Origin of the sequence: Lonepinella sp. BR2474, from assembly GCF_051851555.1 — a bacterium.
Classification (GTDB): Bacteria; Pseudomonadota; Gammaproteobacteria; order Enterobacterales; family Pasteurellaceae; genus Lonepinella.
The window spans coordinates 99,495-124,655 of sequence record NZ_JBPDVH010000006.1 but is presented as its reverse complement, the minus strand read 5'-3'; the positions used below and the strand labels follow the sequence as shown (position 1 = coordinate 124,655).

Annotated in this window: 29 protein-coding genes; 12 read left to right on the top strand and 17 right to left on the bottom strand. The window is 41.6% G+C overall.

The annotated features are described in order from the left end of the window. Window positions 1-30: 30 nt before the first annotated feature. The 7 genes from ACTG7Q_RS08545 to rpmH form a co-directional block, all read right to left on the bottom strand. On the bottom strand, window positions 31-264 hold the full coding sequence (locus ACTG7Q_RS08545) for a hypothetical protein (RefSeq protein WP_439242841.1): 234 nt from the start codon (window positions 262-264) through the stop codon (window positions 31-33). 101 nt (window positions 265-365) lie between these two features. Then, on the bottom strand, window positions 366-1,295 hold the full coding sequence (locus ACTG7Q_RS08540) for an Rpn family recombination-promoting nuclease/putative transposase (protein ID WP_439242839.1): 930 nt from the start codon (window positions 1,293-1,295) through the stop codon (window positions 366-368). A 181-nt stretch (window positions 1,296-1,476) separates the two neighbouring features. Beyond that, window positions 1,477-2,862, bottom strand: a complete 1,386-nt coding sequence (gene mnmE / locus ACTG7Q_RS08535) for a tRNA uridine-5-carboxymethylaminomethyl(34) synthesis GTPase MnmE (protein WP_439242837.1) — start codon at window positions 2,860-2,862, stop codon at window positions 1,477-1,479. Window positions 2,863-2,922: 60 nt separating this feature from the next. Then, complete coding sequence (yidC, locus tag ACTG7Q_RS08530; protein ID WP_439242835.1) at window positions 2,923-4,536, bottom strand: membrane protein insertase YidC; 1,614 nt, start codon at window positions 4,534-4,536, stop codon at window positions 2,923-2,925. Further along, window positions 4,536-4,808, bottom strand: coding sequence for a membrane protein insertion efficiency factor YidD (gene yidD, locus ACTG7Q_RS08525; RefSeq protein WP_439242833.1), 273 nt, complete (start codon window positions 4,806-4,808; stop codon window positions 4,536-4,538). Before yidD ends, yidC begins: the two co-directional genes overlap by 1 nt. Further along, window positions 4,763-5,131, bottom strand: coding sequence for a ribonuclease P protein component (gene rnpA, locus ACTG7Q_RS08520; protein ID WP_439242831.1), 369 nt, complete (start codon window positions 5,129-5,131; stop codon window positions 4,763-4,765). Before rnpA ends, yidD begins: the two co-directional genes overlap by 46 nt. A 15-nt stretch (window positions 5,132-5,146) precedes the next feature. Beyond that, complete coding sequence (rpmH, locus tag ACTG7Q_RS08515) at window positions 5,147-5,281, bottom strand: 50S ribosomal protein L34 (RefSeq protein ID WP_439242829.1); 135 nt, start codon at window positions 5,279-5,281, stop codon at window positions 5,147-5,149. 411 nt (window positions 5,282-5,692) lie between these two features. Between rpmH and dnaA the strand changes: the two genes are divergently transcribed. Genes dnaA through recF form a run of 3 tightly spaced genes read left to right on the top strand, consistent with a single transcriptional unit; the run spans window position 5,693 to window position 9,287 of the window. Continuing rightward, window positions 5,693-7,057, top strand: coding sequence for a chromosomal replication initiator protein DnaA (gene dnaA / locus ACTG7Q_RS08510; protein WP_439242827.1), 1,365 nt, complete (start codon window positions 5,693-5,695; stop codon window positions 7,055-7,057). A gap of 16 nt (window positions 7,058-7,073) precedes the next feature. Next, the gene (gene dnaN / locus ACTG7Q_RS08505; protein WP_439242825.1) at window positions 7,074-8,174 is read left to right on the top strand and encodes a DNA polymerase III subunit beta; all 1,101 of its coding nucleotides are present in this window, start codon (window positions 7,074-7,076) and stop codon (window positions 8,172-8,174) included. 27 nt (window positions 8,175-8,201) lie between these two features. Next, complete coding sequence (recF, locus tag ACTG7Q_RS08500; protein WP_439242823.1) at window positions 8,202-9,287, top strand: DNA replication/repair protein RecF; 1,086 nt, start codon at window positions 8,202-8,204, stop codon at window positions 9,285-9,287. 28 nt (window positions 9,288-9,315) lie between these two features. Here the strand turns inward: recF and ACTG7Q_RS08495 are convergent, their stop codons facing one another. The 7 genes from ACTG7Q_RS08495 to coaBC all read right to left on the bottom strand — a co-directional run bounded on the left by ACTG7Q_RS08495 (window position 9,316) and on the right by coaBC (window position 15,415). Further along, window positions 9,316-11,130, bottom strand: a complete 1,815-nt coding sequence (locus ACTG7Q_RS08495; protein ID WP_439242821.1) for a monovalent cation:proton antiporter-2 (CPA2) family protein — start codon at window positions 11,128-11,130, stop codon at window positions 9,316-9,318. 140 nt (window positions 11,131-11,270) lie between these two features. Next, window positions 11,271-12,026 (bottom strand): class I SAM-dependent methyltransferase, encoded by a 756-nt coding sequence (locus ACTG7Q_RS08490; RefSeq protein WP_439242819.1) that lies wholly within the window; start codon window positions 12,024-12,026, stop codon window positions 11,271-11,273. A gap of 103 nt (window positions 12,027-12,129) precedes the next feature. Further along, a complete protein-coding gene (crp, locus tag ACTG7Q_RS08485; protein WP_439242817.1) occupies window positions 12,130-12,807 on the bottom strand; it encodes a cAMP-activated global transcriptional regulator CRP in 678 nt (225 codons plus the stop codon). A 70-nt stretch (window positions 12,808-12,877) separates the two neighbouring features. Further along, entirely contained in the window at window positions 12,878-13,096 is a 219-nt protein-coding gene (locus ACTG7Q_RS08480; protein WP_439242815.1) for a YheU family protein, read from the bottom strand. 9 nt (window positions 13,097-13,105) lie between these two features. Further along, complete coding sequence (gene slmA / locus ACTG7Q_RS08475; RefSeq protein WP_439242865.1) at window positions 13,106-13,762, bottom strand: nucleoid occlusion factor SlmA; 657 nt, start codon at window positions 13,760-13,762, stop codon at window positions 13,106-13,108. Continuing rightward, on the bottom strand, window positions 13,759-14,223 hold the full coding sequence (gene dut / locus ACTG7Q_RS08470; protein WP_439242813.1) for a dUTP diphosphatase: 465 nt from the start codon (window positions 14,221-14,223) through the stop codon (window positions 13,759-13,761). The genes slmA and dut overlap by 4 nt, the downstream gene beginning before the upstream one ends. Next, on the bottom strand, window positions 14,213-15,415 hold the full coding sequence (gene coaBC, locus ACTG7Q_RS08465) for a bifunctional phosphopantothenoylcysteine decarboxylase/phosphopantothenate--cysteine ligase CoaBC (RefSeq protein WP_439242811.1): 1,203 nt from the start codon (window positions 15,413-15,415) through the stop codon (window positions 14,213-14,215). Before coaBC ends, dut begins: the two co-directional genes overlap by 11 nt. Window positions 15,416-15,580: 165 nt before the next feature. Here coaBC and radC point away from each other — a divergent pair, with 165 nt between their 5' ends. The 6 genes from radC to ACTG7Q_RS08435 all read left to right on the top strand — a co-directional run bounded on the left by radC (window position 15,581) and on the right by ACTG7Q_RS08435 (window position 19,929). Then, on the top strand, window positions 15,581-16,243 hold the full coding sequence (gene radC / locus ACTG7Q_RS08460; protein WP_439242810.1) for a RadC family protein: 663 nt from the start codon (window positions 15,581-15,583) through the stop codon (window positions 16,241-16,243). A 214-nt stretch (window positions 16,244-16,457) separates the two neighbouring features. Then, on the top strand, window positions 16,458-16,694 hold the full coding sequence (rpmB, locus tag ACTG7Q_RS08455) for a 50S ribosomal protein L28 (RefSeq protein ID WP_005599762.1): 237 nt from the start codon (window positions 16,458-16,460) through the stop codon (window positions 16,692-16,694). Between the two features lie 11 nt (window positions 16,695-16,705). Next, window positions 16,706-16,876, top strand: coding sequence for a 50S ribosomal protein L33 (rpmG, locus tag ACTG7Q_RS08450; protein WP_077464092.1), 171 nt, complete (start codon window positions 16,706-16,708; stop codon window positions 16,874-16,876). A 179-nt stretch (window positions 16,877-17,055) separates the two neighbouring features. Then, window positions 17,056-17,868: a bifunctional DNA-formamidopyrimidine glycosylase/DNA-(apurinic or apyrimidinic site) lyase gene (gene mutM, locus ACTG7Q_RS08445; protein ID WP_439242808.1), complete on the top strand. Its 813-nt coding sequence runs from the start codon at window positions 17,056-17,058 to the stop codon at window positions 17,866-17,868. Window positions 17,869-17,934: 66 nt separating this feature from the next. Then, on the top strand, window positions 17,935-18,252 hold the full coding sequence (metJ, locus tag ACTG7Q_RS08440) for a met regulon transcriptional regulator MetJ (protein ID WP_439242806.1): 318 nt from the start codon (window positions 17,935-17,937) through the stop codon (window positions 18,250-18,252). Window positions 18,253-18,537: 285 nt separating this feature from the next. Then, window positions 18,538-19,929, top strand: a complete 1,392-nt coding sequence (locus ACTG7Q_RS08435) for a phosphoethanolamine transferase (protein ID WP_439242804.1) — start codon at window positions 18,538-18,540, stop codon at window positions 19,927-19,929. 65 nt (window positions 19,930-19,994) lie between these two features. Here the strand turns inward: ACTG7Q_RS08435 and pyrE are convergent, their stop codons facing one another. Both pyrE and rph read right to left on the bottom strand, forming a co-directional pair. Then, window positions 19,995-20,636: an orotate phosphoribosyltransferase gene (gene pyrE / locus ACTG7Q_RS08430; protein ID WP_439242802.1), complete on the bottom strand. Its 642-nt coding sequence runs from the start codon at window positions 20,634-20,636 to the stop codon at window positions 19,995-19,997. 102 nt (window positions 20,637-20,738) lie between these two features. Beyond that, window positions 20,739-21,455, bottom strand: a complete 717-nt coding sequence (gene rph / locus ACTG7Q_RS08425) for a ribonuclease PH (protein WP_439242800.1) — start codon at window positions 21,453-21,455, stop codon at window positions 20,739-20,741. Window positions 21,456-21,565: 110 nt separating this feature from the next. Here rph and ACTG7Q_RS08420 point away from each other — a divergent pair, with 110 nt between their 5' ends. The 3 genes from ACTG7Q_RS08420 (at window position 21,566) to ACTG7Q_RS08410 (ending at window position 23,856) form a co-directional block, all read left to right on the top strand. Further along, a complete protein-coding gene (locus ACTG7Q_RS08420) occupies window positions 21,566-22,429 on the top strand; it encodes a YicC/YloC family endoribonuclease (protein WP_439242798.1) in 864 nt (287 codons plus the stop codon). A gap of 9 nt (window positions 22,430-22,438) precedes the next feature. Next, on the top strand, window positions 22,439-23,266 hold the full coding sequence (ygfZ, locus tag ACTG7Q_RS08415; protein WP_439242796.1) for a CAF17-like 4Fe-4S cluster assembly/insertion protein YgfZ: 828 nt from the start codon (window positions 22,439-22,441) through the stop codon (window positions 23,264-23,266). 113 nt (window positions 23,267-23,379) lie between these two features. Further along, entirely contained in the window at window positions 23,380-23,856 is a 477-nt protein-coding gene (locus tag ACTG7Q_RS08410; RefSeq protein WP_439242794.1) for a tetratricopeptide repeat protein, read from the top strand. Between the two features lie 79 nt (window positions 23,857-23,935). Here ACTG7Q_RS08410 and ACTG7Q_RS08405 read toward each other — a convergent pair whose 3' ends face one another. After that, window positions 23,936-25,159, bottom strand: a complete 1,224-nt coding sequence (locus ACTG7Q_RS08405; protein WP_439242792.1) for a prolyl oligopeptidase family serine peptidase — start codon at window positions 25,157-25,159, stop codon at window positions 23,936-23,938. Window positions 25,160-25,161: the final 2 nt, after the last annotated feature.

Sequence of the window (25,161 nt, the reverse complement as noted above, 5' to 3'; positions counted from 1 at the left end):
TCTGTCAATACAGGCCACTTTGAAACAAAATTAATGCTGTAACTTTCGAACATCTTCTATGGGTAAGTTCAAATACTGAGAAATGGTCGCCACATCAACCCCAAGGTTAAGCATATTTCTGGCGCTTTCCTTAAGCGTATCCAAACGCCCTTGCTGTAATCCTTGTTCTAATCCTCGTTGTAATCCTTGCCGTATTCCTCTTGTTTCTGCAGAGGTAAGCAAGGAATATTCATCCCATTTGCGTTTTAAACTCACATCGTACATGTTTTTTTCCTCTTTATTGAGTCTGGTATATTCAGCAAAATAGATTGGTTTGCGTAAATAAGGCTAAAAACACAGTATTTTTAGCCCTATTTGAAACCACATCAATTCATCAAACTCTTAATTTCATCTACAGATAAACCCAAAACTTCCGAAATTAATTGAACATTAAACCCACGATTAAGCATATTTCTAGCGTTTTCTTTAAGTGTATTCAAACGCCCTTGCTCTATTCCTTGTTGTATTCCTTGTTGTATTCCCTGTTCTAATCCCTGTTCTAATCCCTGTTGTAACCCTTGCCGTATTCCTCTTGTTTCAGCAGAGGTAAGCAAGGAATATTCATCCCACTTGCGTTTTAAACTCACATCGTACATATCTTTTTCCTCTTTATTGAGTCTGGTATATTCAGCAATGCTAAATAACTTTTCGAAGATTGGTTTACGTAAATAAGGCGAGAGTTTGTCTAGTTTTGCCATATTTTTTAATACAAATAACCAACGTTCTAAGTCCGTGGTTAATTGTTCTTCGGGTTTGTTGAAATTTAGCAATTCTAGATAAATAAAACCCAGTTTATCATAAAAAATTTCGCCTGTCTTTCGATGGCATAGGCAAATATCATGCAGATAATCGGGTTTATCGGAAAAGTGAAAACCGTCCATTATGGCGATCACATAGACTTCAGTAATATCATAGCCCCAGTCACTGCGATGACCTTTTGGGGCTTGGTCACTGATAAGTTTGGCGCCATAATAAATAGTACGTTGTTTAAACAGTTCTTGATGGCGTCGTTGCACTTCGATAATAAATTGGCTATCGTCATCGGCGGTACAAGTCAGGTCAAAAATAACGGCACCTTGTTCGGGGATGTCGCCTGAGTGTTCATTTTTGTTATACACCAAATCCTTGATCACTTTGCGGCCTTGAAATAGCTCATTGAGAAATGACATTAATAAATCTTTGTTGGTTTCTCGACCAAAAATACGTTTAAAGCCGTAGTCAGTGGTGAGATCGATATAGCGTGAATGTTGTTGCATGTGGATACCTTGTTTTGTTAATCAGGTATCCAGTGTAGGTTGAATATGCGGAAAATAACAAGAAATGATGATCAGTTTTGGAATGAAGATCACAAAAATAGGTTTTATTATGTTCAAAACTGACTATTTTGCTCTATTGAATATCTTTGTTGCCTATCCCATACGCCAGTATGGGGAAATATTACTTCCCAATACAAAACGAACTAAAAATATTCCCCAATAAATCATCTGAAGTAAATTGGCCCGTGATTTCGCTTAAATGGGTTTGCACAAGGCGGAGTTCTTCGGCCAGTAATTCACCGGCGTAGAATTGTGTCAGTTGAGTATGACCTTGTTGTAAATGTTCGGAGGCTTTTTCTAAGGCCTCTAAATGACGGCGACGGGCTAAGAATCCGCCCTCGGTACTGGTTTGATAACCCATGGCTTGTTTTAAATGTTCACGCAGTAAATCAATGCCTTGTTGATTGCGGGCAGAAAGGCGAATGACCGTATAGCCGTTTTCTTCGCTTAAACCAGTGATTTCACCGCTTAAATCGGTTTTATTGCGAATTAAGGTCACGGGAATATTGGACGGCAATTTCTGCAAAAATGCCGACCGCACTTTGTCGAGATCTGTCTGTTCGGTGCTATCTAACATTAAAAGAATACGGTCAGCCTGTTCCATTTCGGTCCAAGCTCGGTGAATCCCGATTCGTTCCACTTCATCCGTAGCGTCACGTAACCCCGCCGTATCAATAATATGTAACGGCATGCCGTCAATATGAATATGCTCTCGTAGCACATCTCTTGTGGTGCCTGCAATATCAGTCACAATCGCTGCCTCACGGCCTGCTAAGGCATTGAGCAAACTGGATTTACCCGCATTAGGACGCCCTGCGATCACCACTTTCATGCCCTCACGTAAAATCGATCCTTGCTTGGCCTCGGCTCGCACGTCGGCGAGTTGTGCAATGATTGCATTGAGTTTGTTCTCAATTTTTCCATCGGCCAGAAAATCAATTTCTTCATCAGGAAAATCAATGGCGGCCTCTACGTAAGTGCGTAAATAAATCACGTCATCTACTAATTGATTCACCTTGTTGGAGAATTCCCCTTGCAGGGATTTTAAAGCGGAACGTGCAGCTTGTTCTGAGGTGGCATCAATAAGATCCGCAATGGCCTCGGCTTGGGCGAGATCCAGTTTATCGTTTAAAAAGGCTTGTTCAGAAAATTCCCCTGGGCGAGCTAAACGTACACCAGACACTTGTAAGATCCGTTTCAGCAAGAGATCCAACACGATTTGCCCACCATGGCCTTGCAATTCCAAGACATCTTCACCAGTAAAGGAATTCGGGGATTGGAAAAATAAGGCAATGCCCTGATCTAATACCGTGCCGTCCTCGTCTTTAAAAGGCAGATAATTGGCGTAACGAGGTTTGAGCGTTTTGCCCAACACGGCTTGCGCCACATTCATGGCTAAGGGACCGGATATACGCAAAATCCCCACACCACCACGCCCAATAGGGGTAGCCTGAGCGACAATGGTGTCTTTAAGTGCGGTGTTTTTTAGATTATTTTCAGTGGTCATGCTCTTTTCCCTAAAATAAAAGGTATCTCTCGATACCTTTTATCGTCATTTCAATACGGATTACTTACGAGAATGTAACCCTTTTTTCTCTAATCCACGATAAATCAACTGTTGTTGCGCAATGGTGATCAAGTTTGATACTAACCAATATAACACCAAGCCTGATGGGAACCAGAGGAAGAATACGGTGAAGATCACTGGCATAAAGGTCATCACTTTTTGCTGCATTGGATCGGCCACTGGGGTTGGCGACATTTTTTGTAATAGGAACATGGAGGCACCCATTAACAATGGCAAAATGTAATACGGATCTTGTGCCGATAAGTCTTGAATCCAACCGAAGAATGGTGCATGGCGGAGTTCTACCGCCTCCATAAAGGTCCAGTATAAAGCAATGAAAATTGGCATTTGTACAAGAATCGGTAAGCAACCGCCCATTGGGTTTACTTTTTCTTCTTTATACAATTTCATCATTTCTTGGCTCATACGTTGACGATCGTCGCCAAAACGTTCACGCATTTCTTGCATTTTCGGTTGCAACATACGCATTTTTGCCATGGAGGTGTATTGTGCTTTGGTAAGCGGATATAACAAGCCTTTTACAATAAGGGTTACGCACATAATGGCCACGCCCCAGTTCACCACAATACTTTGAATAAAGGTGAGTAATTTAAACAATGGTTTCGCAATAAACCACGCCCAACCGTAGTCTACGGTTAAGTCAAGGTGATTGGCTACGTCGCCCATTTTATTTTGTAATTTTGGACCAGTCCAAAGTTTACTCGTAATGGTATTGCTTGCGCCCGCAGGGATAGTGACCACTGGACCACGATAACCGATAAAGCCCATGCCATTATTGGTGCTGGTGTAAAGCTGATTATCCGCATCTTGATTTGGGATCCAAGCGGAGACGAAGTAATGTTGTAACACAGCAACCCAACCCGCTTTGGTGTTAATTGCAAGATTGTTTTTACCCATTTCTTCAAAGCTGTATTTTTTATAGTTAGTTTCAGAAGAAGAATAAGCACCGCCAGTATACGTTGGCATGGCCATATTGCCTGAATTTTCCACTAAAGTGTGTTTTAACTGGCCATAAGGTTGTACTTCAATCGCACTGTCGCTGTTATTTTGAATGTCATAATTCACTTCCACATCATATTCGCCACGTTTTAATACGAATACTTTACGATAGATCACGCCATTTTGCTCAAAGGTTAATGGCACACGCAATTCATTTTGCCCCTCGGCTAAAGTGAAGTTATCCCCCTCCACTTGGTAAGCTGCACGGCCCGCTGCACTGTCAATACCATTTTTCCCCACTAAGCCACTTTGTGCGACATAGGTTTTGTTGGCATTATTTTCTAACAACACTAAACGATCTTGGCTATTTAATTCGGCGGCATAATCCAATAGGCTACTGGCCACCACATCACCGCCCAGCGTATCCACTTTTAAGCTGAATACGTCATTGGTTAAGCTGATCACACGACCTTGAACGGCCACATCCACAGTAGAAGATGAGGCAGTGGCACTGCTAGGCGTATCATGCGATACGGCAGAAACGGTGGTTTGTTGGGCCACAGGTTTAGGTGCTTTGTCGATTTCCCATTGTTGGTAAACAAGGAACGAAATAAACAATAGAGCAAGGGCTAATAAGCTACGACTAGAATTCATCAGTTGTTCTCTTTATGGTTATGGTTATTGTTATCATTTTTTGGTGGAACAGGATCGAATCCACCAGCATGTAAAGGATGACATTTTAATATACGTTTGAGCGTAAGCCAACCCCCTTTTGCAGCGCCGTGCGTTTTTATTGCCTCAATGCCATAGCAAGAACAGGTTGGCACAAAACGACAGCGGGGCCCAAACAGCGGACTGATCACGATTTGATAAACACGAATCAGTTTGATGAGAATTTTTTCGCCAAACGAATGTGACGCTGCCATAATTTATCCAAAGTGTGGGTTAAGGTTGGGTTATCCAATTTGCCAATGCCTGCTTTGGCCACAATCACAAAATCATAATCTGGTAAGCTATGTTGCAACAAACGAAAACTTTCACGGCTTAAACGTTTAATCCGATTACGATCATGGGCACGTTTCAAATGTTTTTTTGGCACAGCCAGACCTAAACGGGGATGTTGTAAGCTATTTTTGCGAGCAAGAATGGTGATTTCAGGTGCAGAGGCACGTAGCGGCTCTTGAAAGACGTATTTGAAATGTTCGGGAGTTAACAAACGTAACTCCCTAGAAAAGTTTAGCTTAATCACGCAATAGCGTCAGAATTAAGCTGATAAACTTTTACGACCTTTAGCACGACGACGGGCTAAAACTTGACGGCCGTTTTTCGTTGCCATACGTGAACGGAAACCGTGCGTACGACTACGTTTTAATACAGAAGGTTGAAATGTACGTTTCATATTAAAATTTACCTAAATCAAAAATGGTTATTGATCGCTTTATTCACAAATGCGTAGCAAAAGCGAACAAAACACAAATTACTTGAAAACAAGGTTGTTCAAAGTTATCTAAAATAAGGAACGAGATTTTACTCATAAAATCAGCGTTCGTCAAATGGAAATCAAGTCACGCTTGGTTAAAGTTGCATCCATTGTCTGCTTTATTTCTGCAACTACTTGATTTCTCGCTATAAAAAGCCCCTAAAAAAGAGTAGGCAAATTATACGGATTTTCATAAAAATCTCAAGCAATTTTTTTGATCCTTTTATGAAGATCTTTGTGCGTTTTTATTGTAGAATTAAGCTAATTTGAACCGCACTTTTCCGCTAGCATCTTAGCATTAGAATATAATTAACTGATATTAAAACAAAAATGAAAACCGACTTATCCACTTTATGGCCACAATGCCTTTTGCAATTACAGGATCAAATTTCCTCCAATGACTTTAATATGTGGTTGCGTCCGTTACAAGCGGATATCAATCAGGATAATTCCATCACTTTATATGCCTCCAATGTGTTTATTAAAAATTGGGTGGAAAGCCATTATATGGAAAAAATTATCCCGCTTATGCAACAGTTAAGCCAAAATGCGCAGTTAGTGGTGAAATTACAAGAGGGTTCACGCCCGACACCTAAATCGCAGACGGCAAATGCCCATGGTTCGGCACAAAGTGCGGTGGAAAATGCTGGTGTTTCTGAACAAGGCGGTTTTCGCTCTAATTTAAATCCGCATTATGTATTTGAAAATTTTGTTGGCGGTAAATCCAATCAATTAGCCCGTTCAGCGGGTTTAAAGGTGTCCAAACAGCCGGGGGATTCCTTAACCAATCCGTTATTTTTATACGGCAGTACAGGCTTGGGCAAAACCCACTTATTGCACGCTATCGGCAATGCTATTTTGGCGGATAACCCTAACACTCGCATTGTGTATATTCATTCCGAACGCTATGTGCAAGAAATGGTAAAAGCCTTAAAAACGGAACGATTAGAACAATTTAAGAAATTTTACCGCTCTTTAGATGTATTATTAATTGATGATATTCAATTTTTCGCAGGCAAAAGCGGCACGCAAGAAGAATTTTTCCACACCTTTAACTCTTTATTTGAGGGCGGTCGACAAATTATTTTAACCTCTGATCGTTTACCGAAAGGCATTGAGAACTTTACCGAACGCTTAACCTCTCGCTTTGGTGTTGGGCTGACTTTACAAATTCAACCGCCTGAATTGGAAACGCGTATTGCGATTTTGCTGAAAAAAGCCGAGGAGAAAAAACTTAATTTACCCGAAGAAGTGGCATTTTTTATTGCGGAAAGATTACGCACCAATGTGCGTGATTTAGAGGGCGCCTTAAACCGAGTGCAAGCCTATGCCGAATTTACTGGCAAACCGATCACCCGAGATTTTGCCGAAGAAACCTTGAAAGATATTTTGGCGTTACAAGAAAAATTGGTCACCATTGAAAATATTCAAAAAGTGGTGGCGGAATATTACCGCATTAAAGTGTCGGATTTAAAATCCAAGAATCGTGCACGTTCGGTCGCTCGACCACGCCAATTAGCCATGGCGTTAGCCAAAGAATTAACCAACCGAAGTTTGCCAGAAATCGGCAAAGCCTTTGGTGATCGAGATCACACAACTGTATTACATGCCTGTCGTAAAACTGTTGAATTACGGGAAACCGACAGCAATATTGAAGAAGATTGGGTCAATTTAAACCGCACGTTATCGGCCTAAAAAAGGGAGAATCACTATGCAACTGATTATTTCACGAGAAGAGTTATTAAAACCATTGCAACAAGTTTGTGGTGTGTTAAGTAATCGACCGAATATTCCGGTGTTGAACAATGTGTTGTTGCAAATTAACGGCAACCGCCTCACCATTACGGGGACGGATCTTGAAGTGGAGCTGTCCACGCAAGCGGTTCTACAACATCAGGCGGAGGGCGATTTCACCATTCCCGCCCGAAAATTCTTAGACATTTGTCGCAGTTTGCCAGAGGGCGCAACCATTACCGTGGATTTTGAAGAAGATCGTGCGTTAGTCCGTTCTGGACGCAGTAAATTTAATTTAACCACGTTCCCCGCTGAGGAATACCCGAATTTAACCAACTGGCAATCGGAAGTGGAATTTACCGTAACCCAAAGCATTGTGCGCCGTTTAATTGATGCTACCCAATTTTCCATGGCCAACAATGACGCCCGTTATGCCTTAAACGGCATGAAATTGGAAACCGAGGGTAATTTGTTGCGCACCGTATCTACTGACGGCCATCGTTTAGCGGTTTGCACCATTCCTTTGGAGCAAGAACTGCAAAATCATGCCGTGATTGTGCCACGTAAAGGTGTGCAAGAACTGGCCAAATTACTTGAACCAAATAGCGAAGAACCCGCCCATTTGCAAATTGGCACCAATAATTTACGGGTACAATTAGGCAACGTGATCTTCACCACCAAATTAATTGATGGCCGTTTCCCTGATTACCGCCGTGTGTTGCCACGCAATGCGGATCGTATTTTAGAGGGCGATTGGGAGGCCTTAAAACAGTCTTTTGTGCGTGCCGCCATTTTGTCGACAGAACGGGTTCGCACCGTGCGCTTACAACTAAGCGAAAATCAATTACGCATTTTGGCCTCCAATCCAGAACACGAAGAAGTGGAAGAAATCTTAGACGTGTCCTATCAAAGCGAGGAGATGGAAGTGGGATTCAATGCGAGCTATATTTTAGACGTATTGAATGCGTTGAAATGTAAACGGGTGCGCATGCGGTTAATTGATGCCTCATCAAGCTGTTTAATCGAAGATTGCGAAAACAGCCAAGCCGAATACGTGATTATGCCAATGCGGCTGTAAAAAGGCCGGAAAAATAGACCGCACTTTATGGCTATCTCTCGTCTGATTATTGAAAACTTTCGTAATTTTAGCGCCGTGGATCTGGAATTTGACCACGGCTTTAACTTTTTGATCGGCAATAATGGCAGTGGCAAAACCAACTTATTGGAAAGCCTGTTTTATTTAGGGCATGGGCGCTCGTTCAAAAGCAATGTCACCACACGCATTATCCGTTACGATCAACCGCATTTCACCTTACACGGGCGCATCCAAGAACAGCAACATCAATGGTCAGTAGGGTTACAAAAGCAGCGCAAAGAGGGCAATACCATTGTCAAAATTAACGGTGAAGATGGCAATAAAATTGCCGATCTGGCCCATTTATTGCCCATGCAGATTATCACGCCCGAGGGCTTAACCCTGTTAAATGGCGGACCAAGCTATCGCCGAGCGTTTTTAGATTGGGGCTTGTTCCACCACCAAGCGAGTTTTCATGCAGCTTGGTCAGCCTTAAATCGGTTACTTAAACAACGCAATGCGGCGTTGCAACAAACCTACAACTATCAAGCCTTAAAGATTTGGGACATTGAACTATCAAAACTTGCCCATCAAGTGACCCAATGGCGAGCCGAATACGCCCAAGCCTTAACCCCCGCCATTGAACAAACTTGCCAATTATTTCTGCCAGAATTGGACATTCAACTGAGTTTTCATCAAGGTTGGGAAAAAGACAAGGATTATGCTGAGACATTAAGCGAGAATTTTGCCCGAGATAAGCAAATCGGTTACACCGTTTCCGGCCCGCAAAAAGCGGATTTTCGTTTCAAAGCAAACGGCTTGCCGGTGGAAGATGTGCTTTCTCGTGGCCAACTAAAATTATTGATGTGTGCCTTGCGATTGGCACAAGGCGAGCATTTAATGCAACAGAAAAACCGCCATTGTATTTTCCTGATTGATGATTTTGCCTCGGAGTTGGATGAAATTAAGCGATCATTATTAGCCCAACGCTTACAACAAAGCCAATCACAAGTGTTTATTACCGCCATCACCGCCGATCAACTGGCTCAAATGCAAGTAGAAAAATACCGCAGTTTTGGGGTGAGTGCGGGAAACATCAGCCTGTTAAACGCCTAAACTGCGGTGATTTTTTTCTCTTTTTTCGCTATTCTTCCCGTTGCAAAATCTGCTGAATTTCCACCATGGTTTCTTGATCGTGTTCCAAGGTAATTTTGACCATTTCTTTATTTTGGAATTTATGTTTAAAGCTCGGATCATAAACTTCAGCCATTAAACGAGTACGGTGGCGATCACGGTGGTAATAGCAATCGCTGATTTCTCGGGCTTTTTCTTCCTCCACGCCTAATTCTTCTAGCGCATAACGGCCGATACGCACGGCGGAATCAAAGACTTCACGGATTTGGCGATCAGCGCCTTGTTGATAGAGTTCGTACACATGGAACAGGTCATTCGCTCGAGCCAAAATGCGAATCGTCGGGTTCATTTTGCGTGCCAATTCCACCACGTGTGAGGCTTTTTCTCGATTGCCCGAGGTCACAATCAACATTTCCGCATTCTCAATGCCAGCATGGTGCAAAATCTCGGGGCGTTCGGCATTGCCATAATAGGCCTTAATGCCCAATTTTCGCATGCCCGAAATAATTTCTTCATCACGATCAATCACAGTGACCGCATAGCCTGACATGGTTAACATGCTGTTGACCACTTGCCCGACTCGACCGAATCCGACCAAAATAATCGGGTGTTTTTCATCAATCTGATCATGCTCCCGTTCTTCTTGCGAACCGATAAAGCGAGGCTCTATATATTTCTTATGCCACAAAATCAATAGCGGACTTAACACCATAGACAACACCACAATAGCCACGCCATTGGCCTGTTGCTCTGGGGTGATAACATGTTGGTTGGCGGCAGCAGCAAATACCACGAAAGCAAATTCACCGCCTAAAGCCATAATAAAAGCACGTTCCAATGCCACCGCATTGCTACTTCGGGTGAAACGTGCAGCGAGATAAATACCGAGGCCGTTTACCGACATCAAGGCAACCACACTCAATAAAATAAAGCCAAAATTATGCAACACCAAGTCTAAATCTAACGACATGCCGACGCCCAAGAAGAACAGCCCTAATAATAGGCCACGAAAGGGTTCAATATCGGCTTCAAGTTGATGGCGAAAACTGGAGTTAGATAATAACACGCCCGCAATAAAAGCCCCCATGGCGGCAGACAGTCCACTGGCCTCCATTAATAGGGCGGCGCCTAACACCACAAGCAAGGCAGCAGCGGTCATCATTTCACGTAATTTGGTGCGAGCGAGAATGCGGAACAAAGGGTTCAACAGCCACACGCCAGCGACCACTAACATGGTAAGGGAACCCGTGCCAATCGCCAGATTTTCCCACAGTGGCTTGCTGACGTGTTTATCAATCGGGGATAAAAATGCCACAATCGCCAAGATTGGCACAATTAAAAGATCTTCAAACAACAAAATGGAAATCATTTTCTGGCCACTTTGGCTGCTCATTTGACCACGTTCGGCGAGGACCTGCATAATGATTGCGGTGGAATTTAGCACAAACCCTGCGCCAATCACAAAGGCCGTTTGCCAAGCGAAATCTAATAAGTAAATTCCCACCAACATCAGCAACGCCCCACACAGGCTGACTTGTAACGTGCCTAAGCAAAAGATTTGGCGGCGTAAGCCCCATAGATGGGAGGGTTTCATTTCTAAGCCGATAATAAACAGGAACATCACCACGCCCAGTTCTGCTACGTGAATAATCGAATTGGGATCGCTAAATAACTGTAAACCAAAAGGGCCTATCGCCAGCCCTGCGGCCAAATAACCGAGTACAGAGCCTAATCCTAGCCGTTTAAATAAAGGCACCGCCAACACAGCTGCGCTCAATAACACCACGACCTGAACTAATTGATTGGCACTTTCTGCTGCCGCCATCATTTCCCCCATCATCAATCATATAAAAAAAACCGAGCATAATAGCGCTCGCTTAACATCACTACGGACTATCATACAAAAAAGTGCGGTGAAATTCACCGCACTTTTCGATCTTTTTGGCATTTTTGCCGAAAATCGGTTTATTTTTGGCTACATACCGCAATAAAATTCAGTTTCTTTTCTGGATCGTTAAACACTTTGAACATTTTTTTAAAGGTTTCCCGATTTTCTGACTTCATGGCATTCGACACAATGCGTAATGCCCCCAATAAGCCCTCATCATGAATCATGCCTTTCGGGGATAACAAACTCATGTCACCATGGAAACTGTCCACATTGCGGAAACCGCTGTCTTTAAATAATTGCGTCCAATCCTCACGGGTCAGTGGTGTGACAGTAATATTAATCGCCTCTCGCAACTGCTTAATAACAGGTTCGGCCTCGGTAGTCGTCAGCATGACATCATGGGTTAATAAAAATCCATTCGGCTTAAGCACACGAAAATATTCTTCTACCGCTTTCATTTTCGCTTGCACCGGCAACATGGTGAGCATGGCCTCGTTAATCACAATATCAAAGGTATTATCTTCAAAAGGTAACTTCATGGCATTGGCACGTTGCACGTGGATTTTATCCTGTAAGCCATTGGCCTCAATATTCTTTTGAGCTTTTTCCAAGGCCACTTCGTCTAAATCCACGCCCTCAATTTGGCAACCAAATTGTTTGGCCAATCCAATAGCGGTGGTCCCCATATTACAAGCCACTTCAAGCACTTTTTTATTCGCATCAAAATCGCCATTGGCAATCAACCAATCGGTAGCTTTTTTGCCACCTGGGCGTAAGCGGGTTTTACCTAAACGAGCTAAAAAATTATGTCCAACTTCGTCTTTTTTCATGTGAAGATCCTCAATTAAAATACTTGAGTTAATATATCAGATTTTAGCCGATGATCTATAAAAAAATGCGGTGAAAAACACCGCACTTCTAAGCTATCTTAAATCACTGTATGTGTTCACCATACACCACGATGGTTTTACCATGCGCACTAATCAAATGCTCATCTTCTAACATTTTCAAAATCCGCCCTACGGTTTCCCTTGAACAACCGACCATTTGGCCGATTTCTTGGCGGGTAATTTTAATTTGCATGCCCTCGGGGTGCGTCATAGCCTCCGGCATTTTGGCAAGATTTAACAGGGTTTGTGCAATGCGACCCGTAACGTCTAAAAACGCTAAATTTTTCACTTGTTGTGAGGTGGTTCTTAAACGTTTGGCAATTTGTCCTGCCAAAATCATCAACACTTCAGGGTTAACTTGCACCAACTGACGGAATTTTTTATAGGAAATTTCCGCCACTTCACACGTCGTTTTAGCACGGATCCAAGCAGAGCGTACTTCATCTTCTTTAAATAATCCCGCCTCGCCAAAAAAATCCCCTGAGCTTAAATAGGTCAACAACATTTCTTTGCCGTCTTCGTCTTTGGTTGATACAGAGGCTGAACCTCGGATTAAATAGTATAAGGTTTCGGCTTTTTCTCCCGCATGAATCATGGTGGTTTTCATGGTGTATTTATGAATATGGCAATGGGAAACAAACCACTCAATGGTGGGATCCATGCGGTGAGTAATTTTCTTTTCTTGTTGGGGTTCAACTTGCTGTACTACTTGTTCTGACATAAATAACCTCTTTGTCCTAATCGCTGCTAGGCTTTGCTATCTCCCCTGCCGTGCCTTGAGATAAACAAACCTAACGCAGAAAATCCTTTTTATTTTTAATATCAATGGTTTCATGTAACTCTGACCAAACAATGACCACTTTTTCTTGTCGAATTTGATCGAGTAAATTTTCTGTTTTTTGTGCGAGCGATAATTCTTCAATCCCGTAATCAGTGCCTTCTCGCAAAATAAAACTTTCGACGAGATTAATCAGCGTGTCTTCTTCAATCTCTTGCCAAGGAATAATCATGCCAATATCCTAAGCGAATAATGGCTCGATTAATTGCCATTGCTGTTCAAAACTTTGATTGACGCTACGGCGAAAATTGGTCCGTACATAACGCATAAATTGCCCCTCGCAAAAGGTCACTAAATAGCTTGCGATAGTACGTTCATCTACCGCAAAAACACGCCCCTCGCGCAATTTCCGCATTTGTAAAATATTCACAAATTGCAATTCAAGACGGTCAAAAAATTGTGCAACACGCGCCTGTAATTGGGCATCTTCAAACATCAGTGCATGACCAGTTAACACGCGTGTCATACCAGGATTTTTACGCGCAAAATCTAAGATCATCTGTAAAATATCACGCACACGATTCAGCGTGTTCGTTTCCAATTTAGTGGATTGCGAAATACGGATAAATAAATTCTGTTCAATGTTCTCAATCAACGCCTCGAACATTTTCGTTTTACTCGGAAAATAACGATATAATGCAGCCTCCGACACGCCCACCGCCTCTGCAAGGCGTGCTGTGGTCATGCGTTCCATGCCTCGTTCAGAATGTAACATGCTGGCCAACACCGCTAATACTTGTTGGCGCCGCTCTTTAACGCTGCGTTTTTCAATTTTGGGTGCCGATTGCTCCACCACAACGGGTTCAAGATCGGCAATTTCCAACTGTTCTACCATTATTGCTTACCTGAATGTCCAAAACCACCTAGGCCTCGGTCAGTTTGAATGAAGTCTTCTACAAGATTAAATTCCGCTTGCACCACTGGCACAAACACGAGTTGCGCAATGCGATCACCCACTTCAATTTTAAACGGTTGATCGCCTCGATTCCACATGGAAACCATTAACGGCCCTTGATAATCGCTGTCGATCAAACCGACTAAATTACCCAAGACAATCCCATGTTTATGGCCTAAGCCAGAACGTGGCAAAATCACTGCGGCTAAATTTGGATCGGCAATATAAATGGACAAACCTGTTGGAATCAGTTTGGTTTCACCCGGTTGAATTTCGATGCTTTGTTCTAACAACGCACGTAAATCTAAACCCGCAGATCCCGAAGTGGCATAGGTGGGTAATGGAAAATCTTGGCCAATTCGGCTGTCTAAAATTTTTACATCAATTTTTTTCTTATTTTGCATGGTATCTCTCAATGATTTTGTTGACGACTTGTTGTGCTAATTGCGCTTTACTCGTTTCTGGCAAGGCGATGGAACCCGTGGCCCAATACAAGGTTAACGCATTGTTATCTTGACCAAAAACTTGTCCGTTTGACACATCATTGGCACAAATCATATCTAATTTTTTACGCACTAATTTATCCTGTGCATACTGGGCGACTTGCTGCGTTTCCGCCGCAAACCCCACGGTAAACGGGCGATGTTCGGTTAAATGCCCCACATCCGACACAATATCTGGATTTTTAATTAAGCGAAGTTGCATTTCATCGCCAGACTTTTTAATCTTCTGTTCAGCAATCTCAGCAACACGATAATCCGCCACTGCAGCGCAAGCAATAAAAAGGTGATTTTTCACCGCACTTTCAAGGGCGACTTGCCACATTTGTTGAGCAGACAGCACATCAAGGCGTTTCACCTTGGCGGGCGTTGGCAGATTCACAGGACCACTAATTAACGTGACATTGGCCCCTCGTTGAACAAAGGACTCGGCCAATGCAAAGCCCATTTTGCCTGAGCTGTGATTACTAATATAACGCACGGGATCAATGGCCTCTTGGGTTGGGCCTGCAGTAATCACCACATTCAACCCGACTAAATCTTGCGAAACAGTAAAATGGTTTTCAATCGCCGTGAAAATTTCATGGGGTTCCGACATCCGTCCATAGCCCACATCGCCACAAGCCTGTTCGCCCGCATTGGGGCCAATAAACTGCATACCACGTTGGCGTAAAGCGTGAATATTTTGTTGAGTGACAGATTGCGCATACATACGCTGATTCATGGCGGGCGCCAATAAAATCGGGGCGGATGTGGCTAAACAAAGGGTAGCAAGCAAATCATTGGCCATGCCCACATTCAGTCGAGCGATAAAATCCGCACTGGCAGGAACAATCACAACTAGTTCCGCCCATTTGGCTAATTCAATATGCCCCATGGCTAATTCGGCTTGCGGATCCAGTAACGATTGCGACACAGGATTACCAGAAATGGCTTGCAAAGTTAGCGGGGTAACAAATTCTGCGGCTGCTGGCGTAAGAACCACTCTGACTTCGGCCCCAACTTTACGCAATAAACGAATCAATTCAATGGTTTTATAAGCAGCAATACCGCCTGTTATTCCCATTACAATACGTTTATTTTGCAATGTTGTCATTGTTAGTCCCCTTTCACATCATTAGACGCCCATTCTACTTCAATTTCCGCAAATAAAAAACTGTATTTTGTGATCTGCATTCCAAAATTGAACAAAATTTCTCGCTTTCTCATCAAAATAATTGCAAAGTGCGGTGCAAATAAACCCCATTTTTAGGAATGATAAATGGAAAACGCTGTTTTAATGCCTCGAGAAAAATTACTCCAATTTGGCGCAACCGCTTTAAGCGACGCAGAATTGTTGGCGATTTTTTTACGCACGGGTATCAAAGGTTGCCCCGTTACACAACTTTCCCATGCGGTAATTCAACATTTTGGATCATTACGAGGCCTCATTTCTGCCTCTCAACAACAATTTTGTGCATTCAAAGGCATTGGCATTACCCAATTTATCCAACTACAAGCCTGCACCGAAATGACCAAACGCTATTTATTGCAGGAAATGCAATTTTCCCATACGTTCAACGAGTCTGAAACCGTTCGCCTCTATTTACAAGCGGAAATGGAACAATATGAACGAGAAGTTTTTTTAGTCCTTTTTCTTGATGGGCAACATCGCTTAATCAAACAAGAAGACATGTTTTTCGGTAGCGTCCGATCCGCCAGTATTCATCCCCGAGAAATCATTAAAACCGCCTTATATTGCAATGCTGCGGCCCTTATTTTGGCACATAATCACCCATCAGGTTTGGCAGAACCGAGCCATTCCGATCGATTAATTACCGCAGAAATTCAACAAGCCGCCAAATTAATGGATATTCAAGTGTTGGATCATTTTATTATTGGCAAAGGCGGCTATTTTTCCTTTGCAGAAAAGTGCATTTTATAGGATCATGTCTGCCATGAGGGCAAAATCTTACGTCTTTTTTACAGAAAATGTATTTTTTCCTTGAGAAAGTCGAATTATGTGAGTATAATTCACAGCCTTTAATATAGTAAGCGGGTCGGTAACGAGCGACCTGACGAGGTAGCTATCAAGGCTTTCCTTGAAATTGTATCCGAACCGTAAGCTCGAGCTTATATTTAATTATTGGAGTTTTATTATGTCTAGAGTCTGTCAAGTAACAGGCAAGCGTCCAGCCGTTGGTAACAACCGCTCGCACGCATTGAATGCGACTCGTCGTCGTTTTCTACCAAACTTACACACTCACCGTTTTTGGGTTGAGAGTGAAAACCGTTTCGTGACTTTACGCTTAACAGCGAAAGGTATGCGTATTATTGATAAAAAAGGCATTGATGCAGTATTAGCTGAAATCCGTGCTCGTGGCGAGAAAATCTAAGGAGCTAAAACATGGCAGCTAAAGGTGCTCGTGAGAAAATTAAATTAGTTTCAACCGCTGAAACTGGTCATTTCTACACAACAACAAAAAACAAACGTAATATGCCTGAAAAAATGGAAATCAAAAAATTTGATCCAGTGGTGCGTAAACACGTTGTTTATAAAGAAGCGAAAATCAAATAATTTCGTTTTTACAGAATCAAAAACCCGACTTGTTCGGGTTTTTTTATAACCCTCACACCCTCACCCTAGCCCTCTCCCAAAGGGAGAGGGAATAGTTTAAAGAATTTTATTTTTGTTCATCTAAAATTGTCCCCTCTCCCTTTGGGAGAGGGCTAGGGTGAGGGTAAAAGGAAAACAATATGCCCGAATTACCCGAAGTGGAAACCGCTAAAAATGGTATTGCTCCTTACCTGACTGGTTTTACTATTGAAAAAATCATTGTTCGCCAACCCAAATTACGCTGGCCAATTTCGCCTGAACTCGGTCAACTTTCTCAAGTAAAAATCACCGCACTTTCACGCCGTGCTAAATACCTAATTATTCACACGGAAAAAGGCTTTATTATTGGGCATTTAGGTATGTCAGGATCAGTTCGTATTGTGCAAAAAAATGATCCGATAGAAAAACACGATCATCTGGATATGGTGATAAACAACGGCAAAATTATGCGTTATAACGATCCACGTCGTTTTGGGGCATGGCTTTGGACGGATAATTTAGATGAGTTTTATCTTTTTATGAAACTCGGGCCTGAACCGCTTTCCGATCAATTTACTGCCGATTATTTGTTTAAAAAATCTCGCAAAAAATCCACCGCACTTAAAATCTTTCTGATGGATAATGCGGTTGTGGTCGGCGTTGGCAATATTTATGCCAACGAAGTGTTATTTCAATGTGGACTTCATCCGCAAAAATTAGCTAGCACAATTACAAAAAAACAAGCCGAATTGCTAGTGACGACCATTAAAAAAGAGCTACTACGTGCCATTGAACAAGGTGGTACCACGCTAAAAGACTTTCTGCAACCTGATGGCAAACCCGGTTATTTTGCTCAAGAACTTCAAATTTATGGCAAGGCGGGGAAAAACTGTCCAAACTGCGGTGCAAAAATTGACAGTTTAGTGATTGGGCAGCGAAATAGTTTCTTCTGCCCGAAGTGTCAGAAAAAATAGTAGATTGTTATTCCCTGACTTTTTGATTAAAATACCCTTAATTTCTAAAGGAATATAGGACAGATTATGGCGAACTGGAACGGCAAGTACATCAGCCCTTATGCAGAACACGGTAAAAAAAGCGAGCAAGTTAAAAAAATCACGGTATCTATTCCGATTAAAGTATTGGAAATTTTAACCAATGAACGCACTCGTCGCCAAATTAAAAACCTACGTCATGCCACTAACAGCGAATTATTGTGCGAGGCCTTTCTACACGCTTTTACTGGACAACCATTACCCACTGACGAAGATTTACTGAAAGATCACAATAATGAAATCCCAGAACACGCCAAAGCAATTATGCGTGAATTGGGGATTGAGCCGGATGAATGGGAATATTAATTTATATTAAGGAAATAATTATGCTAACCAACAGCCAACAGCCAACAGCCAACAGCCAACAGCCAACAGCCAACAGTATCGGTATTTCGTAAACTAAAGTCTAGCTTTTCTTTACAAAATCTGAAAAAATTTATCTTTGCACTTATTTCAATTACTATTATATTGACACTCTCAAAATTAGTGTTACGTGGCTCTGGTTTATTTCCCAAACCGCCATTGTTTAATATTATCTTATTATCCTGTCTAATTATTATTTTAAATAGTTCAAAGAAAATATTTTATTTTGTGCTATTCCCCTTTATTCTTATCTATGCGTTATATACACCCGTTGGATTAAATTTTGGAAAACCAACCTATGCTTATATTGCCTCCGTATTCGCAACAGATGTTTCAGAAAGTAAAGAATTTTTATTAAGTATTTCCTATAAAAGTTATTTATATGCGATCGCTATTCCTATATTGCTTTTGCTCTTTAGATATATCAGCCAAAAATTCCACATTGCATTACATAAAAATAAATTATTTTTGTCCTGTTTAACAATTACAATGTTATTTAATACTCCTGTATTTGATTTTTTCAAAGTAACTAATACGGAATATCAAAAAGTAAAAGTTGAATTAGATAGATTAAATAATATTGGTATTAAAAATGAATGGGGTGAAACAACATTAACAGATAAATCAAAATATGATGATTATGTGCTGATTATAGGAGAAAGTGCGAGAAAGGATTATCATTATGTTTATGGTTATCCAATTAATAATACGCCATTTATATCCAGTTCAAAAGCGGTTATTGTAGATGGATTTGAGCCTGCAGGATTAAATACTGTCCCTTCACTCAAAAGAATCTTGACCAATTCAAATAAAGAAACTGGCGATGAGAACTATAATTTAAATCTCGTTGATCTAATCAACTCAGCAGAGATTGACACTTATTGGATATCCAATCAAGGTGGGTTAGGAAAATATGATACCCCCATTGCTGCCATTGGAAAAAGAAGTCATCATCAAAAATTTCTGAAAAATGGACAATATTCGGATAAAAATACCAGTGACTTTCTATTATTGCCAGAATTACAAAAAGTGCTTAACCAACCGGAAAAACAAAAACGTTTTATAGTATTACACTTATACGGTTCACACGTTGGGGCTTGTGGTAGACTCACAGATTACAAAAAAATATTTAATGATAATAAGATAGATAAAAATTACTGGTATCTGAATTGTTATATTTCATCTATTAAGAAAACAGATGAGTTTATAAAGTCAGTCTATACTAAACTCACTGAAAATGAAATAAAAACAGGTAGAAAATTTTCTATTACTTATTTTTCTGATCATGGGCTTTCCCATATAAAAGATGAAAAAGGAAGTATTTTGTTAAATAATGCTAATCTAGAACCCCATCACTACGAAATCCCTTTATTCAAACTTTCGTCAGATGACGTGGAACAGACTTACATTAAAGCCTACAAATCGCCATTAAATTTTACCAATGGCATTGCAAATTGGATCGGCATTTCTAATGCAAAACTTGATCCAAATTACGATCTATTTTCAGATAAAGCCGATAAAAGAGATGATGCTTTAATGAAAAAATTGCATCCTTTAAAAGGCGGCAATGATATTTCCGCTATCGATATTACGAAACCGTTACAAGTCGAAATCAAATAAACAAATGCCTAGAAAAGTCAACGCTTTTCTAGGCATTCCATTTTATCCCAAATGTGTATTTTAGCTTATACCCCGAACTGTTCACGATACGCTCGCATTGCAGGCAAATACTGGCGATATTCTGGATCATTTTCAATAAACATCATCAAATCATCTAAATCCACAATCGACAACACATCACATTGATAATCTCGTTCTACTTCTTGAATCGCCGACAATTCGCCTTTGCCTTTTTCCTTACGGTTTAATGCAATCACCACCGCACTTAAACTTGCCCCGTTAGCCGCAATAATATCCATGGCCTCTCGAATGGCGGTTCCCGCTGTAATGACATCATCTACCAACAACACTTTGCCTTGTAATGGGGAGCCGATTAGATTTCCGCCCTCACCGTGATCTTTAGCCTCTTTACGGTTAAAGCACACTGGTTTATCTAAGCCGAATTGATTAAATAACGCCACCGAAACCGTTGTACCAATGGGAATGCCTTTGTACGCTGGTCCGAAAATCACATCATAATTTAAGCCACTTGCCACAATGGCTTTGGCGTAAAACTCGCCTAATTTGGCGAGATCGGCTCCGGTATTAAATAAACCTGCATTAAAAAAATATGGGCTTTTTCTGCCGGATTTTAAGGTAAATTCACCGAAACGTAACACATTGCGACTTAAAGCAAATTGGATAAATTGTTGTTTGTAATCTTGCATTTTGATCTACCATTATTCGAAATTATATTGTAGGGGCGTATTGCATACGCCCAAATCACGCTCCGTCATATATAGGGCGTATGCAATACGCCCCTACAGTTATTATCTATTTAACGCTGCTCTTTGTGCCACAAAAATCTGTTCACAACCCTGTTTAGCGAGTGCTAACAACGTCAACAGTTCGTCGTGGGAAAATGGCTCGCCCTCTGCTGTGCCTTGCACTTCTATCATTCGCCCATCTTCCATCATCACCACATTCATGTCCGTTTCGGCATTAGAATCTTCCACATATTCTAAATCACATACAGCGTCACCGTTCACAATGCCAACGGAAATCGCTGAGACTAACCCTTTGATAGGATTGGTTTTTAATACGCCCTTGGCAATCAATCCATTCACCGCATCAATTAATGCCACACAAGCCCCTGTAATCGAGGCGGTACGTGTGCCCCCGTCGGCTTGAATCACATCACAATCTAACGTAATCGTCCGCTCACCTAATGCTGTTAAATCGATCACCGCACGCAATGAACGAGCAATTAAACGCTGAATTTCCATGGTGCGACCACTTTGCTTGCCTTTGGCAGACTCACGTTGCATACGGCTATGAGTAGAACGAGGTAACATGCCGTATTCTGCCGTCACCCAACCTTGGCCTTGTCCTTTTAAAAAACGAGGGACGGATTCATCTACACTGGCCGTACAAATGACTTTGGTTTCACCAAATTCCACCAGCACCGATCCTTCGGCGTGTTTGGTGTAATGGCGAGTCATTTTAATGGGGCGTGGGGCGTGATTGGCACGGTTGTCTGGACGCATAATAAATTCCTTATTCAAAAAAAGTGCGGTTATTTTAGCACGCAAAATGACAGAAACGAAATTTAACGTTAGAATAAGAACGGTAAATAGATATCACAAAGGATAAAAATATGATTTACAGCATGACCGCTTTCGCCCGAATTGAAATCAAAAAAGACTGGGGCGACGCTGTGTGGGAAATCCGCTCAGTGAACCAACGTTATTTAGAAAATTTCTTCCGTTTGCCTGAACAATTTCGAGGCTTAGAAAACACCTTGCGTGAAAAACTTCGCCAAAATCTCACCCGAGGCAAAATTGAATGTAGTTTGCGAATTGATAGCAAAAAACAAACGGCCACCAGCCTAAACTTAAATCAAGCTCTGGCTGAACAAGTGATTCAATCCTTGAAATGGATTAAAACTCAAGCGGGTGAGGGCGAGATTAATCTCACTGACGTGTTGCGTTACCCCGGTGTGGTCGAAACGCCTGAGCAAGATGTGGATGTGATTAGCCAAGATTTATTGACGGGTTTTGATCAACTATTGCAAGACTTTATTGCCATGCGTGGTCGTGAGGGCGATAAACTTAAAGAGGTGATTGAGCAACGTTTGCAAGCCATTGGCGTGGAGGCCGATAAAGTGCGGTCGAAAATGCCGGAGATTTTGCAATGGCAGCGAGATCGCTTATTGCAACGTTTTGACGAAATCCAACTTCAACCCGATCCCACCCGTTTAGAACAAGAAATGATTTTGTTGGCACAGCGTGTGGATGTGGCGGAAGAATTGGATCGCTTGCAAATGCACATCAAAGAAACCCATTCTATTTTGAAAAAAGGCGGGGCAGTCGGGCGTAAATTAGATTTTATGATGCAAGAACTGAACCGTGAATCCAACACGCTCGCATCTAAATCTATTAATGCGGAAACCACGGCGTCAGCGGTGGAACTCAAAGTATTAATTGAGCAAATGCGTGAACAAATTCAGAATTTGGAATAGGGGGACGTTATGGCTGTTATTTCGCTTGAACCTTATCGTCTGCTGGATATTACTGGCGTAGACGCAGAAAAATATTTACAAGGGCAACTTACCTGTGATATCAGCAAATTAGCCGTTGGTGATAGCACCATCACCGCACATTGCGATCCCAAAGGGAAAATCATGTCGGTGTTCCGTTTAATTCGGGTGGCAGAGACACAATTTTATGCTGTTATGCACCATTCTTTGGTGGAAATTGGCCTTGCGCAATTAAAAAAATATGCGGTATTTTCTAAAGTTACCTTTACCATAGTAAATGCCGAGATTATCGGCTTGATTAACGAAGATAACGACATTTCGGCACAAATTAGCGTCGCCTTTGCCAACCGGGAAATATTTATTAATCCTGAAAGTTCGGTGCAAATTAATGCTGATTTTACCCAATGGCAACTCGCCGATATTCAACAAGGCTATCCCTTGCTCACTGATAAAACCCAAGGGGAATTTATTCCGCAAGCGGTGAATTTACAAGCCTTGGAACAGGCTATCTCGTTCCAAAAAGGCTGTTATATTGGTCAAGAAACCATTGCTCGAGCCAAATATCGGGGGGCTAATAAACGGGCTATGTTTGCCTTTAAAGCCGATACGGATTTCACGCCTGAAATCGGTGGTGAAATTGAAATGCAACTGGAAAGTGGCTGGCGAGCCACTGGCACCATTTTAAATGCGGTGAATATTGACGGCGTTTTATGGTTGCAAGTGGTATTAAGCAATGACATCACGCCTGAACAGGTGTTTCGTTTGCCAAACTCGGAAGTACGTTTGCAATTGCAGGCGTTGCCTTACGAATTAAATTAAAACTGTTTTATCACCAAGAAAAAGCTCAATATTCGAGCCGATTAAACTATATTGAATTGTGCAAAAAAGAATGATTGTAGCATTTTTTATTCAATCATAAAAAGGAAAATCTTATGTTAAACAAGTCTAAATTTATCATTCCTGCCCTACTAGCCATGGGGATTGTTCATCTAAGTTATGCAGAATCAGTCCCTTATTCCGATGCTATTGATTGTGCCAAAAATGGCAATGTGATCTGCCAAACAGCGGTTGGTTTGGCTTACCAAGAAGGAAACGGAATAAAACAAGACTATGTGAAAGCGAAAGAATGGTATATCAAAGCGGTAAATCAAGGTGAGAAATATGCTCAGTTCCAATTAGGGGTACTCTATAGTAATGGCTTTGGAGTAAAACAAGATTATGCAAAAGCTGTCGATTTATGGATTAAAGCTGCTAATCAAGGGCAGCGTGATGCTCAATATAATCTTGGGGCAGTGTACTATAATGGTTATGGCGTAAACCCGAATAAGAGCAAAGCAAAAGAATGGTTTACCAAAGCTTGCCAAAGTGGGCATGACAGGGCTTGTCAAACCTTAAATGAGTATTTTTAACTTTATCTTTTTTGAATTACAAAAAGCGAAAATTCTTAATTACCAAAAATAGTGCGGTGAAAAACACCGCACTTTTTTCCTATTTTGCCTTACGCTGACTAAACAACCACTCCTTAATGGCGTCTAAATTATACGCCACTTGCCACGTTCCCATGTGGGCTGCCCCTTTGCTTTGTGAGTTTTGCTCCATTGGCAAAGTGCCACCAGTGAAACTGGCGTAATGAATATTGCCACCTTGGGCAAGCAACGCATTTACTTTTTCATTTAATTCCGTCACGGATGCTTGTGCATTCCAACCGTGGCTTTCTTTCACCGTTGCCCCATTTTCTGCCAACACTTTCATGATTTCATTTTCCGTTGGAAAGGCTTTGGCATCATTTTCTGACACTAACACAAAAATATTATTTTTCGCCATAGGTGCGGTAACACTCGGTTCCCACTGCCCTGCCACAATATAACTCGCTGCAAAGAAATCAGGGTGTTTGATGTTCATGGCAATAGACATCATGGCACCACCAGATTGCCCTGTGGTGTAAAGGCGGTTTGGGTCGATATTGTATTGTTTTACCAAGGATTTAATTAAATTAATCGTTGGTTCAAGATCGGCAGGATCTTCTGATTTATCATTCACAATGGCATGATCAAACTGCGGTGCTAAGACAAAGGCTTCATGTTTTGCTTGCCATTCTGGACGAGCAAAAGACGTGGCACCATTGCCTTGTAATAAAGTATGTTTCACATTGCTGTTGGTGGAACCAGCATCATGAATAAACATCACCAACGGATAGGCTTTTTTCGGGTCATAATTTTTTGGTACAAATAAATTATATTTCACCACCACACCGCTTTCATCTTTAAATTCCGCTTGTTGGAAATCGTCCACCACTTGATTAATCACCTTGCTACTGGTTAATTCGCTCGGTTTTACTTGACCAGATTGACTGGTTAATGAATTGACTTGTTTCACGGTTAAGCTGATGTGACGTTCGGTGTAAGGGGCGGAGCGATCATTGCCTAATTTTTCCGTCGTGGCCGCATCTGCATCTTGTGGATCCAGTGCTAATACAAGCTGATTGACACATTTTGCATCATGTAAAGTTACGTCAGTAATGGTTCGATTTTCAACAGAAAAATCCGTTTTTTGCACCGCAGTTAAACAGGTGTTTTCTGGATAATTCACCACGGCTTGGGTGACTCGTTGACCTAAACCATTGGGTGTTGTGACGGCTGTTACGCTTTCAATTTGGGCATAAGCGGTGCTTGCCATGGCACAAGTAAGGCCAGTTAAGATTAATTTTTTCATTT